Raw genomic sequence first — 14066 nt, 5'->3', positions numbered from 1 at the left:
AGTAATCCTAGCAGTCGATCGCAGTCAGTGAAACGTCATCAGGGTTCAATAGTATCGCATCAGGGCGTATACTGGGTTGACAACAAACTTTTAGTATAGCGTATTTACTTTCAATGTAAACGTGCAATTTTACCAAGATTAAATAGCCTGCAAGCTAGACTAAAAATGATTCGGTAAGCCAAAAAATTATCAAACTCAAACATGTTCTGATCATTATGCCTGTATACGATTCGGGCGTATGCTCAGGCGGCATAGCAGCTCATAGCTAATCGTACCAGCATGTCCCGCGACCTCATCGACACGTGGCGTATCGCCCCAGAGGGTAACGATACTGTCCAGAGCCAGACTTTCTGGTGCTTTGCTGACGTCTACGACAATCATATCCATTGCTACACGCCCAACTACAGGACAGCGGTAGCTCTGATTGCTATTAGCATCGATGACTGTGACATAAGCGCCGTCATTGACCACACGTGGATAGCCGTCCCCGTAACCGACGCTAACGAGTGCCGTTCGGGTATCTTGCTGTGCTTGCCAGCGGCTGCCATAGCCGATAGCGTCATTGGCATAGACCGTCTGTAGTGCCATGATTTGCGCACTGAAATCCATTGCTGGCTGTAAATCTAAAGTCTGCGCACTCTTATCTGTCACAGGCGAGCTACCATATAGGATAATACCGGGACGGACCCAGTCATAGTGGTGCTCTGAGAAGTTAACGATGCCAGCAGAATTGCACAATGAGCCTTGGATTTCTGGACTAATGGTGTCTTTTAGAGTCGCCAGCATACTTGAGAAACGCTCGATTTGCATGGCATTTAATGGATGGTCATGGTCATCAGCATTGGCAAAATGCGTGGCCAGTATCAGCTGACATCCCGCCTCATGTAGACGCTTTGCTGCAGACAGTACGCCCTCGGCATTAAAACCTAGGCGATTCATACCCGTATTGTATTTGAGCCAAACCACGTTGGTTGCACTATTGGCTGGCGGGACATTTCGTAGTGCCCATTCTAACTGTGGTCCATGATGAATCACGCAGCTAATATCATGCTCAATCGCTTGCTGCCATTCATCAGCGCTAAAGGCACCTTCTACGAGACCGATTGTTTTGTTCCAGCCTAGCTGTCTGACTTCTAGTGCTTCAGTCAAAGTTGCAACCCCAACGCCATCCGCTTGCTGTAGTGCTGGTAAAACAGCCGCCACACCATGACCATACGCGTTGGATTTGACCATGGCCAATACTTTGGACTGCGGTGCTCGCTTTTTTACTTCGTTAAGGTTATGAGTGATGGCTTTTGGTTTTATCGTGATGGTGCGCATAATCGCCTTCTTTATGAGTAGAATTATGAAGTGATAAAGCCAGTGCTGCATCAATTGGGCTGATGCGGCACTGGCCATGTTGTTGAACACTAAATATTAAACACTATTTGTTAGACTGCAACTGAGCTTTAATCTTCACAAGGCTTAGTATTATCAATCCGATATTTGTAAGACTGGTTACTCGTCATTCTCAAAGCTAACGCCTTGATAGTACTCTGGCGTTAGATTAATAAAGCGCGTAAATTGCCCTTCAAAGCCCAAGCGAATAGTACCAATAGGGCCGTTACGCTGTTTACCAATGATGATTTCAGCCACACCTTTGTGGTCTGAATTTTCATTATAAACCTCATCACGGTAGATGAACATAATCAAATCGGCATCCTGCTCAATCGCCCCAGATTCACGTAGATCCGACATAATAGGGCGTTTATTCGGACGATTCTCTAGACTACGGTTGAGCTGCGATAGCGCAATCACTGGGCACTCAAGCTCACGTGCCAATGCTTTTAGACTACGAGAAATCTCAGAAATCTCGCCCACACGGTTGCCATCTAGACTAGGAACTTTCATGAGCTGGAGATAATCGACCACGATAGCACCCAAACGACCATCATGATTTTTGGCGATACGTCGGCAACGTGAGCGCATCTCAGATGGTGGTAGGGCGGTACTGTCATCGATGTATAAGTGCTTTGATTGCAAATGCTGAATGGCGTTCATCATTTTTGCCCATTCATCTTCATTCATTTGCCCAGAACGCAAGTGCGTCTGGTTGATCGCGCCCCATGAAGACAGCAGACGCATGACGATAGATTCTGCTGGCATTTCCATCGAAAACACCACAACGGGCAAGTCTTCATTAAACAAAATCCCTTCGGCTAAGTTCATCGCAAAAGTAGTTTTACCCATCGAAGGACGCGCAGCGACAATAATCAAATCGCCCGCTTGCAAACCTTGCGTTTTGTTATTCAGCTCGGCAAATGGCGTCTGCAAACCAATCATGCCGTCAGGGTTGGATTTTAATTCCTGAATCTTGTCAATGACATTAGTAAGTACAGACGTAATGCCGACAGGGCCACGTTGTTCAGCGCGCTTATTATGCTGCTCATTGATACTAAATATTTTACCTTCGACATTGTCCAAAATATCACTGACGCTCTGGTCTTTTGGATTATAGGCAAGGGTCAGCATGTCATTGCCCGTAGTAATCAGCTGACGCAGGGTTGATAGTTCACGCACACGCTGAGCGTAGGCAGTCAGGTTAAATAAGGTCGCCGGACTTTGGCTCAAGATATCTGCCAGATAGCTATCCCCACCTGCGCCTTTAAGCAGCTTTTGCGCCTCAAGCCAGTCGTGTACCATGACGGTATCGTAAGGCTCATTCACGGCTGCCAAATGAGCAACCGCATCAAAGATATATTGATGGCGTCCCGCATAAAAGTCATCTTTGGTGACGATATCGGCAATCTTGTCATATGCCTCTTCAATACTCATCAAAGACGCGAGCAATGCCTTTTCAATATCGATATTGTGCGGCGGTGTCTGATTCAGTAAGTCGTCGGTTTTATCGTTTTCTGCCATGAGTACCTAATGAGTCAAAATGGGTATAAGAAAAGTGTCGGTGATAGTGCAAAACAGATATGGCACACCTCTACGATAGACGTACCAAAACATAGTTTGAGATTTGCCTGCAAATGCTACAATCAGAAGCGAAAGTTTAACACATAATGTGATTTTTTAGGCTGGATAAGCAACTAAATCTACCGTGGTTGTTATGCATAAAATAAGAGATCGCATCCAGTGTCTAAACGTAAAAACTCAAAATATTGACGATAAATATAATAAAATCAAAAATTTAGATAAAATAAGGCGATTGCTATGACAAAAGAGAAACGTCCATTATTAATCACGACAGGTGAGCCTGCAGGTATTGGAATGGATGTCGTATTGAGTTTGGCGGCAGAAGGCAAGCTACAAGATTTTAATCGCCCTATTTGGGTGACCGCCGATGCAAGCGCGATGCAAGTACGAGCAGATGAGCTTATTGCTGCTGGCGCGATTAATAAGGCTCCTATTTGGCAAACCATTGATGTCAATGTAAATGATGTTGATATCACCGCGCTCAAGCAAATACCACAGCTGGATGGAGATGGGGCTTTTATCGTTCTTAACATTCCTTGTGCCGCATCAGTTGTGGGCGGACAAATCAATATTGCCAATTCAGCAATGGTGGCTAGGCAGTTAGATATTGCTCATCAGCTAGCAGTAAATGAAACAGTCGCCGCTATCATCACAGGTCCCTTGCAAAAATCAGCGCTCATAGATGCAGATATCAAGCTATTGGATGGCACTATGTTTAGCGGTCATACCGAGTTTTTTATGCAGCAAAGTGGTTGTGACAAAGTGGTCATGATGCTTGCCAATCAAGCCATGAAAGTGGCGCTTGTCACGACCCATCTGGCACTAAAAGATATACCCGCTGCCATCACGGCAGATAATGTGCGCCAAACGGTACAAATCGTCATCGATGATATGAGAGAGAAATTCGGTCTTGCGCAGCCTCGTATATTGGTATGCGGTCTTAATCCACATGCAGGCGAGGGTGGACATTTGGGAAGTGAAGAGATTGATATTATCAATCCAGTCTTGCAAGCGTTCATTGATGCGGGGGTGAATATTTCAGAGGCAATGCCCGCGGATACGCTATTCACGTCTAGGCATCTCGCCAATTGCGATGCGGTCATCGCTATGTATCATGACCAAGGACTACCTGTACTCAAATCGCACGGTTTTGGCGATACGGTCAATCTAACCTTGGGCTTGCCTTATATCCGCACCTCTGTCGATCATGGTACGGCGCTAGATTTGGCAGGACGGGGCGGGGCGAGTGCGACAAGTTTATACCAAGCATTAAATATGGCTAATGAGATGGCGGATAAGTCGCTTACTAGCTGATACCTTCTTTATGATGCATTGCCTTATAGGTATTGTTCACGTCGTACTTGATGATTTTGGTGCGAACAATGCCTATTTATGAATAATCAGATACAACCTAATATAAGTGGTTCCATTATGGCGGTTTATTTTGAGTGATCTATTAATAGGTTTACAAGGATAAATAGCTGGTTTCCTTTGGGATATACCCGATATCAGCAAGAGAGCATATCGTCACGGTTAGCTATCGAATAGGTGGACATTATGCTTTCTCTGCTAAGATAACCTTCGATGCTAAACCTGATAAAAACTATCAATTAAATTTCGTCACTGACGTTGGTACAGCATTTTCTAGCAAAATAGCTATATAGACTTTTGGGTAATGGATAAAGCAACGCACCAGCCTTTATCGGATGTAGTGAGATCACAACCACTTGCTGTGCCACGGACTATTTCTTATCCGATTATCATTAGTGATTGATCGAATCTATATAAATAACTCTGGCATATGACCAGAGTTATTGGAGATATGTTTGCGCTTTTAAACATATAGTTGCAGCCAACTTATTCTTTAAGAGTCCTAAACTCGATCTAACCTACTTGCTATAGATTATCTATTATATTTCAATGGAAAATAATCGCCAACTTTATCAGGGTAATTTATTTCCAAAAATAACTTAAATGTATTATCAATATCTTCCATCAAGGCTTTGCTTTCCATAGGTTTATAGGTATTCGTGATTAACTCGGTTTGAATCCATAATTCACCCCCTTGCCACATATGTTCCCTAATGTGAGGATCATAATCGATACCTATGTAGAGTTTAATAAACTCAATGACAATATCATCTTTAAAAAAGCTCGTACAAAGCTTAAAGTCCAATTGTTTTGATAAAAAATCAAAGCAATCTATTTCCTTATTTCTTACTTGCTTTATATTATCAATAAAAAGCTCATAAGTTTCTAACTCATCTGAGAGCAGCTTTCTTGAATAAGCCCACTCAATTAAGTAAAAAAAGTAAATTGCATAATATTCTACTTCAATACCAGAAATATCTGAGTGTATTTCAAAATCGTCAAGTTCCATAATTTTGCTCATGAGCTTATCCTAAGGTAAATAGTTAACTATCAATTTTGTTTTTAGTTTTGGAGATAATATAGGGGTAGGACTCCCAATTCTAGTACCAGACTTGTCGGTTCTGTTCGTAAATTTCCAAACAGACCAATATATTGTTTGAGAGCCTGGTTTAATTTTCTGACCAGTGCTATGGATAGTTGCACCATTCTCATTTAAATAGTAATCATTTATCGTCTGGTTAGATGCTTGTGTGATCCTGGAGGCTTCACTAACCACATCCCCTACCTTTTTTAGATGTTTTCGCTTGGGCTATCTTGACGAAAGAAATTAACCACCTAAAATTTGACCTATGCTGTCAAATCCGTACTAACAGAATGGGGTTAGTTTAATCATGCAGCTTGACAGCTTGACAGCTTGACAGCTTGACAGCTTGACAGCTTGACGGTAATACCCCATTGTCCTCATAACAGGTCTTATGTTAGATAGTTCGAGAACAAAAAGATGCCATGTTAGTTGTGCTACATTTTAGATGGCTTATAGATAAAATATCTCAAAAACACGCCCTAATTATGAGCTGTGGTATAATTCGCCATTATAATACCAGCACATTGCTGCCATAGCCCATTTCTCTTTTATACACTAAGACTCTTTTATGTCCAACTCTACATTTGATGCGCAATCTATCTCTAACAGCTTAAAGGCTGCCAAACACCAACCGCGTAAGCGCTTTGGTCAAAACTTCTTGCATGATACCAGCGTGATTCGCGAAATCGTTGAAAGCATTCGTCTAGAGCGTGATGACAATTTGATCGAAATTGGACCAGGTATGGGCGCACTGACTGAGCCTTTGCTAGCAGAAGTGGATGCGATGACAGTGGTAGAGCTGGATCGCGACTTGGCAGACAGCTTGCGTATTCGGATTGGGGCTAACAGTCACCCAAACTTTGAGATCATCAAAGACAATGCCATGCATGTGGATTACCGTGAGCTGTACAGCGAGGTGCGCGGCAAGCTGCGCGTAGTAGGTAACTTGCCCTATAACATCTCGACACCTATCTTATTTCACTTACTCAGCTACGCCGATGTGATTCAAGACATGCATTTTATGCTACAAAAAGAAGTGGTCGAGCGTATCACAGCAGACGTGGGTAGCAAAACCTATGGTCGTTTGTCTGTCATCATGCAGTATCATTGTGATACCGATTATTTGTTAACAGTACCGCGTGGTGCCTTTAACCCACCGCCAAAAGTCACCAGTGCAGTATTTCGACTAACGCCGCATATTAACAAACCCGTAGTAGCAGAGGACGAAGAGCATTTTGCTATTGTGGTACGTGAGACCTTTAACCATCGCCGCAAAACCCTACGGGCTATATTTAAAAAATCAACCTTGCTGCCAACACTGAGTGAAGGCGATTTTGACGCTTGTGGTATTGATCCGCAGGCGCGTCCTGAGACCTTGAGCGTTACAGATTTTGTGAACCTAAGCAATCAGGCACGCAACTTAGAGGTTTAAGTGGTAGAGGGTTGAGTCTTAAAGATTTGAGTTAATAGACTGCTAATTATCATCACATAAAGATCATAGAGGTATTATGAGTTTTCGCCATCAGTATGTCATCGGTGATTTGCAAGGTTGCTATGCGGCTTATCTACAGTTGCTTGAGACGCTAGATTTTGATCCTGACCAAGATAAGCTTTGGTTTGCGGGTGATCTGGTGGCGCGAGGCGAGGACTCATTAAATACATTACGCGATGTCAAAGCGTTATGTGAGCAAGGCGCCGCAGCCACTGTGTTAGGCAATCACGATCTCAATTTGATTGCTGTTTGGCGCGGTGCGGCGAAGCTCAAAAGCAAGGACAAAACAGCACCGATCTTTGCCGCTGATGACTGTGATGAATTGCTTGAATGGTTACGTCGGCAGCCGCTGTTGGCTTATCCAGATAAGCATACTGTGCTCGTACATGCCGGTATTCCGCCGCATTGGACTATCGAGGCAGCGGCAGGATATGCCAAACAGCTAGAAGCACAACTACAAGGTAGCCTAAAGCAACTTGATCGACTACTACCCAATCTTTATAGCAAACAAGCAGATGAGTGGCATGCAGGTATTAATGGTTTTACCAAGATGCGTGCAATCGCCAATTACCTTACTCGTATGAGACTGTGTAAGCAAGGTGGGATGCTTGAGTTTGAGTTTAACGCTGGACTAGATGAGCCGATGCCAAAAGACTTTTTGCCGTGGTTTGAGTGGCAAGTGCCGCGCACGCGTAAAATACTGTTTGGTCATTGGGCGGCGCTAAAAGGTGAGATTGATTTGCCACATGCACGCGCGCTTGATGGCGGCTGCGTTTGGGGTAATTATCTATTAGCTTATAGACTGGGTGATGGACAGGTTCTTACTTCAGGTGCAGGGTGCTAAAGATCATACCGAGGGCTATAAACATCTTGATATATAGGGCTAGGCAAGTGATTTGTTTTAAGCGGTCCATTAATACGTTTAAAGGGCTAAATAACTGGCTCTTTTGGTGTGTGCCCTAAAGGCATTCATTTTGAAATTCGTGATATTTAGAAGAAAATTTATGCAACTCACTTTTGGATTCTTCGTTTAAAAAATCATACAAGTCATTATTCAAGACATCGTATGCGCACATAAAAGCACTTCTGTTTTTTTGAGTATAGTCTTGCATCATGTCTATACAAGAAAATGAATTGAGTACATTAAATAGAATACTAGTGTTGTGAGGGGCATATTCCAAAGCTTTTTGGAAATAAATAAGTCCAGAGTAGTTTTCTTTATCTTCAGAAAGATATGGAGCAAGCTCTATGGTTATTCCTTTGAGGTTTAAAGCCTCAGCTATTTCGCTATCTGTTGAATTACTATCAGTAATTACTTCATTTAAGATCTCAAGAGCCAGCTCTGGTTCATCGTTTTGGTAAAAAATATCTGCTTGGGTCAGTCTTTTTTCTATACTAGTCATTAGTTTTTTATCCATTCATCTTTGGTTATACGGTCAGCAACTCAACACCTATATCCACACTGATTAGATACCGATAGCTCTTTGAATAAATATACGACTTTGAAAATGGGTTTAGAGAAAGAATAGGGATGAGTCCCAAAAAGACAGCAGCCTAAGATACTTTAGTGAAGTCTCTATCGTACATGAGTAATGGCATTGGTCTTGAAACAAACAATACACCGATGCCATTACTCGCTTATAGCAGATTTTACTTATTCTTGAACACGCCACATGGCATGCCTAGGGTCAGGCCCCTAAGCTTGTCTGGTCACAGATACTGATTGGTTGACAAAATCCATGGATCCGAACGCCGTTAGGAACGCGACGCTAGACGCGTCGGAACCAACACCGATGCGGGCCATCGTGTCGGCTTCTGCCATACCAGTCGAATCAATAAGATGCCAGCTCCCTCCGAGATAGACCTCCGCCACGGCATGAAAGTCCTGTGGCGTCACATCGGGCGCATAAACGCTCGCGAACCTAGCTGGTATCGACGACGCGCGCGCTAGTGTCACAAGAACATGCGCAAAGTCACGGCACACGCCCTGACGCTGAACAAAGCTGTCAAGTGCGGTGGTCTGAGCGTGGCTTGATCCTGGCACATAGCTAAACGCCGACTCGATCCAATCGCGCATCGCCGCAATCCGTGCACCGCCAGCGAGATTGCCAAACTCAGCATCCACAAAGGCTTGGAACTGATCTGATGGGCAATATCGAGATGGCATCAAATGTCTGATCGTCTCTCCGGGCAAAAGATGGAGAGGCACTTGGGGCAGTACCGATATGTCCAAGGCAGGACGGTCAACTGCAATTTCTGCGAGGTAAGTACAGCTAAAATCTCCTTCTGCGCGAATCCAGATCCGCTCTCCTATGCCATCATCGGCGGAGACCCGTGAAAAATGAGCAACGTCTGATGTCCAAATCTCAGTCGAACGAACCTGTTGATCGACAAGATCGGCAGCTTCGATCTGAAGTAAAAGGTCCATCGGCTCGGATAGACGATAATGAAGTTTGACGTCAAGTTTCAGGATCATGTTTGAACTCACTAAGGATGTTGGTTTGGTGGACTAAGGACAGTGTGGGATTTCTAATAGATACGAGGCGAGGCCTAAGCTGCGCAGGTCTATTGAAACCAAAATATTTTGAGATGAACTGTTTTGTATATCAGAGATTGGCGTACTTAAGTTATGCAGCAATGCCTCACAGAGTTGAATTATCATAGTACCGTTTTTCAATCTCAAAAGGTAAGATATGACTATAGCACTATGCAGACGGGCTTTATTAAACCTGAAACGCATCAAAAATTGATTAGTTATGGACTTAGCGTTGCAAAGCGAGCGCTATGCTCGAAGTATCAACCGTACAAGGGTTGCCAGGTCAATATCCTACATCCTATGCACTGCTATTTTTTGGCTTGTTTGTGTCTACTAGTGCTTGACTCAATACTGCCATAGTGCTCATAACGAACGTTATGAACACTATGGCTTTAAAACCAGTTATTTACCAAGTATCTAGCCATCGAAACTGCCACTCTAATTGGGTAGTTTCGGTGGTTTTTTCGGTTTTGGCAAAGGGGTTTTGGCATCGCCAGTCGGCTTATCATCAGGATCAGCATGATATTCTTCATCGAGGTTATCGCTATCGATGGCGCTTATTGTTTTAGTCGTCTTATCATACTGAATATCATCGGTATAAGGAGCATTGTTCAGCTCTTCATCAGTCAAACCATCATCTAGATCCACGACTTTTTTTGGAGAGTTGTGAGGCTGAGTATGATCACCTTCTGGTTGGCTTTCATAATATATGTCTGTACTTGTCTTTGAGTTTTGAGCTTCATTTTGCTTAGACTCAGGTAGTATTCTGACATCAGATAATCGGCGAACCACATAATTGCTTGGTATTGCCTTTCCGTTCTTTTGTGCTGAGGTATCGTCAAATATCATGTGCCCTTGGCTATCGATACGTGCATAGTCCATCGGCTTATCACGAGGCCAAAAGAAGTCAGAAGGGTGGCTAATGATGTGACCGAACACCAGTTTTGTGAGGCGACTCCACTCAAAAAACCGCACTTCTTTAGAGCGTAGGGCAACAAACAGAGCCAGTGAAAAGCTGACTATGAGGTTGACCATACCGATAAGTGCTACGCCAAGTATAGAAATTAGAATGAGGCTCCAGTTTATTTCATCAGCAGATATATTGAAAAGTCCATGTGCCAAGTTGGCCGAGGCAAAAGCAATATGGCGAATATCAATAGGTAAGCCGAAGATATAGCCAATAGTTGCCGTACTACCCAAGAACACCCCGAATAAAAAGTTGCCCATAATAGCGCCCAGATTGGCTTCTATAAAGCCGCCCAAACGTTTAAGCCATGATTGAGGCAATATATATTTTAAGAACCTATGACGCTGTATACGTGCACCTACATGGTTATACACTGCTAGATTGTCATAGTAGCCTGCAATGAGACCAGATAAGAACAGATATACACCAGCGATGGCAGCGTGGGGGAGCGCTAGCGAGCGAAACGGGTCTAGATCGTGTAGTAAGTGACCAGCTTTTTCTGAATCAATCATTGGCGCGCCTGTGTACTGTAACCAGGCGAAGGAAATAATAAGTGCCACAGGCACAGCCAACATCACGTTACCCATGATAGCAACAAACTGAGTCCGCAAAATATCAACAACCAATTCTGATAGCTTGGTTAGCTGATGAGATTTTTTTCCAGAGCCTTCAGATATCGTAGAGGCGATAGCAGCAGCCGTCATAGCGGGCTGTTTTGTCGCTACTGTGCCACGAATGATATGAATAAATACAAAACCCAAACCATAAATCATACTGTTGATAAACGCCCGTCCCATAGGGGCGAGTGCCAAATGGTAAGCCAATATCTTGATGGTGGCCATAAATGCAATGAAAAAGCCACCAATAGAGGCTTTTTTGAACATTTTTTGATAACCAGATTTATCGGTACTGATGTAATGCTCACCCACGCGGCTGGCGTTCTCGGTGACCTTGCGTGAGAGTAGCTTGGTATTATTATCAATCAAATAGCCAATACTATAGCGCTGTCTGGCAGTAGTAATTAGCGTCTGTATCAACTCGATGACGGCGCGATCTCGTCTTTGGTGATCGTCTGTGACGAGCTCTGTCAAAATACGCATGCGCTGTAAGCTTTGGTCCAAACGCAGCATCATATTGGTCAGGCGAATGGAGATACCTGTCTTGTAGATACGTTTGCGGATAGTGGCAACAATATCTTCACATTGCTCAATCATGACTAACAATGGCGCCGGATCAACTGCATGTTCAGGGGTTATGTCGGTTAAAGTGTCGAGCTCATGTGCTTGTCTGTATTGATTGACAAAGAGTACGGCTTCTTGGTTTTGAGCCACAAAAGAAGCAGAGTAGTTGAGCATTTGCGGGTAGGAGTCCATCAAATCAGGATGCAAGCCAAGTCCACTAATACGATAAGACAAAATAATGATCGCGTTTAAAATACTGTTTTTTGCCGTGGCGACCAAATCTAAGTGCTTTTCTTCTACTCTGATAAGCTCTACCAGTTCATCCCATTTATCTGCCTCAATATTGGCAAGCCAGCGCTCATCAGTACGCTTGTCGAATAGATAACCAATCAATTCGACGACAGAGTCATCTTGAGGTAGTATTGGCAAAAAACGATGACCAACCAATCGTCTTAAGCTATTAAAGAATCCTTGATCTGACATGATGCCAGTATCGGTATACAGTGCGATTTGACGGTATTGGATAATCAGTTTTAGCACAAAGCTAGAGAGACCATCGCCGTATTCTGGATGCTGATGCAAGATATCAATAAGGGCTTGGATATTTTCGTTCGCTAAAGCCGGTTCTTTATCACTGACTCGCAGTTCATCGATTAAGCGTTTGAGCACCGTAGCATCAGGTACATCACTTAGGGCAGTAATCTGTTGTAAAATGCGTTTTAATTCTGACACGTCGCACCCTTTATTGTAGTTGTTTCTATCACTTTTATTATTTAATACTTTGACACTATGCATCACATAATGAGTAGCAATGACTTTATTAGATTTAGGAGATTTTAATTTTGCGTAGCGACACCTTGTCTTGCGTTATTTTAATCGTAACGGCGCATCGATAGTGAATTATTTTGTTAGGATTTATTTTGACAAAAAAAAGGACAGTAACGAGACGGCGTTTTTTGATAATGCCTGATAAAGCCTGATAACCTCAAACCCTTTATTTACATTGACTTTGGTGCTAATATGTCATCTGTGATAACGTTAGAAATAATGTGAAAACGGCTACCAAATGGCTACCAAAGTGGCTACCAAAACACAGGTGATGAGACGATGACTAAAACAGACCTATCAACCGATACCCAAGTCAAAAAAGCAATCAAAGATACTGCCAAGACTGAAAAAACGGTTAGTTATCCTATCGCTGGCTATAAAGGCTTAGAGTTACGTGTTAGACCACAAAAAGACAGCCAAGACGCTACCGCAGATTTTAGACACCGTTACACCCACCCAATTACTGGCAAACGCCCTTACATGACGCTAGGACAATATCCAGCGTTAAGCCTTGCCGATGCCCGTCAATATCATAATGACAATATGCAACTATTAGCAAAAGATATAGACCCAATAGAGCATAGGGATAACCTAAAACAAAAAGACATGGCAGACCGTCAAAACACTTTAAATTACTTTATTAATGAATGGCTGGAAATTCAAAGCAGTAAGAATTTATCCCAATCAACCATTAAGAGTAATAAAATCATTATCAAGGTCATCCAGCAAAAATTAGGGCATATGAAAGTAACGGACATTAGCCCCAGCATTGTTATCAAGTTTATTAAGGACATACAAAAAAAACACTCATACAAAGGTTTAACGGTAAAAACCATATTAAAGAGCATTCTACAAATTGCTAAAGCTCATATGGTCATCGAATATAATCCAGCCAGCGACTTAGGCGGAACGCTAATTAAGCACAAAGTAAAGCACCGCCCATCATTAACACAGCCCAAAGAGTTTGCCGAACTGTTAAAAGATATTGACCAACTAGACGATACAAGCCAGCTATATAACAAAAGCATATTGCAGCTACTAGCCCTCACGTTTGCTCGTATTGGTGATGTTTGCGCTATGAGATGGGCAGATATTGACCTAAACGCTAAGCAATGGATATTAGAGCCACAGAAAGGGCAGGGACGGGACGATATGGTGGACAGTGTATTAATACCACTAGCGCCGCAAGCAATAGCTGTACTAGAGAAAATACAGCCATTAACAAGCGGCTATGACTATGTATTCTATAACTCTAGACGCAAAAAAGCCCAGTATCATCATGCCCAAGAAATTAACAAGCTACTGAACAACTCAGATATGAATAATGGTAAAGGCTACAAAGACATTCATAGCCCCCACGGTTTTAGAGCCAGCGCAAAAACTATGCTGATGGAACGACTAGGCTATGATGAGCTGATAACCGAAATACAATTAGGTCATGCCATGCTTAATAAATATGGCAAAGCATATAGCCGTTTTGATTTTTCAGATGGTAGAACGCATATGATGAACGACTGGGCGAACTACTTAGACAATATCAAGGCTGGCAAGTTTGACAATGTTATTCATGCTGATTTTAAGGGAAAAAAAGAGAAACAAGCCTAAAACAGCACTGCCATAACTGACAAAACCCCCGTATTAGATAG

At 43.0% G+C, this 14066-nt stretch carries 10 protein-coding genes; 4 read left to right on the top strand and 6 right to left on the bottom strand.

Features of this window, described 5'->3' with window-relative positions:
• Window positions 1-213: 213 nt before the first annotated feature.
• Window positions 214-1320, bottom strand: coding sequence for an alanine racemase (gene alr, locus AC5JPY_RS01995; protein WP_493851922.1), 1107 nt, complete (start codon window positions 1318-1320; stop codon window positions 214-216).
• A gap of 177 nt (window positions 1321-1497) precedes the next feature.
• Window positions 1498-2901, bottom strand: a complete 1404-nt coding sequence (gene dnaB / locus AC5JPY_RS01990; RefSeq protein WP_319051943.1) for a replicative DNA helicase — start codon at window positions 2899-2901, stop codon at window positions 1498-1500.
• Between the two features lie 297 nt (window positions 2902-3198).
• Here dnaB and pdxA point away from each other — a divergent pair, with 297 nt between their 5' ends.
• On the top strand, window positions 3199-4275 hold the full coding sequence (gene pdxA, locus AC5JPY_RS01985) for a 4-hydroxythreonine-4-phosphate dehydrogenase PdxA (RefSeq protein WP_493851921.1): 1077 nt from the start codon (window positions 3199-3201) through the stop codon (window positions 4273-4275).
• A 589-nt stretch (window positions 4276-4864) separates the two neighbouring features.
• Here the strand turns inward: pdxA and AC5JPY_RS01980 are convergent.
• On the bottom strand, window positions 4865-5353 hold the full coding sequence (locus tag AC5JPY_RS01980; protein WP_493843066.1) for a hypothetical protein: 489 nt from the start codon (window positions 5351-5353) through the stop codon (window positions 4865-4867).
• A 631-nt stretch (window positions 5354-5984) separates the two neighbouring features.
• On the opposite strand from AC5JPY_RS01980, the gene rsmA reads away from it, so the two are divergent.
• Both rsmA and AC5JPY_RS01970 read left to right on the top strand, forming a co-directional pair.
• On the top strand, window positions 5985-6848 hold the full coding sequence (rsmA, locus tag AC5JPY_RS01975; RefSeq protein ID WP_319051945.1) for a 16S rRNA (adenine(1518)-N(6)/adenine(1519)-N(6))-dimethyltransferase RsmA: 864 nt from the start codon (window positions 5985-5987) through the stop codon (window positions 6846-6848).
• A gap of 76 nt (window positions 6849-6924) precedes the next feature.
• Complete coding sequence (locus AC5JPY_RS01970) at window positions 6925-7752, top strand: symmetrical bis(5'-nucleosyl)-tetraphosphatase (protein WP_493843067.1); 828 nt, start codon at window positions 6925-6927, stop codon at window positions 7750-7752.
• A gap of 115 nt (window positions 7753-7867) precedes the next feature.
• On the opposite strand, the gene AC5JPY_RS01965 is transcribed toward AC5JPY_RS01970, so the two are convergent.
• The 3 genes from AC5JPY_RS01965 to AC5JPY_RS01955 form a co-directional block, all read right to left on the bottom strand.
• Entirely contained in the window at window positions 7868-8311 is a 444-nt protein-coding gene (locus AC5JPY_RS01965) for a hypothetical protein (protein ID WP_493851920.1), read from the bottom strand.
• 293 nt (window positions 8312-8604) lie between these two features.
• A complete protein-coding gene (locus AC5JPY_RS01960; RefSeq protein ID WP_493843069.1) occupies window positions 8605-9384 on the bottom strand; it encodes a transglutaminase-like domain-containing protein in 780 nt (259 codons plus the stop codon).
• Between the two features lie 498 nt (window positions 9385-9882).
• Window positions 9883-12324 (bottom strand): site-specific recombinase, encoded by a 2442-nt coding sequence (locus AC5JPY_RS01955; protein WP_493843070.1) that lies wholly within the window; start codon window positions 12322-12324, stop codon window positions 9883-9885.
• A 375-nt stretch (window positions 12325-12699) separates the two neighbouring features.
• On the opposite strand from AC5JPY_RS01955, the gene AC5JPY_RS01950 reads away from it, so the two are divergent.
• Window positions 12700-14025, top strand: coding sequence for a tyrosine-type recombinase/integrase (locus tag AC5JPY_RS01950; RefSeq protein ID WP_493851919.1), 1326 nt, complete (start codon window positions 12700-12702; stop codon window positions 14023-14025).
• Window positions 14026-14066: the final 41 nt, after the last annotated feature.

Source organism: Psychrobacter sp. H27 (assembly GCF_059072655.1).
This window is presented reverse-complemented; position numbering and strand designations above follow the sequence as displayed.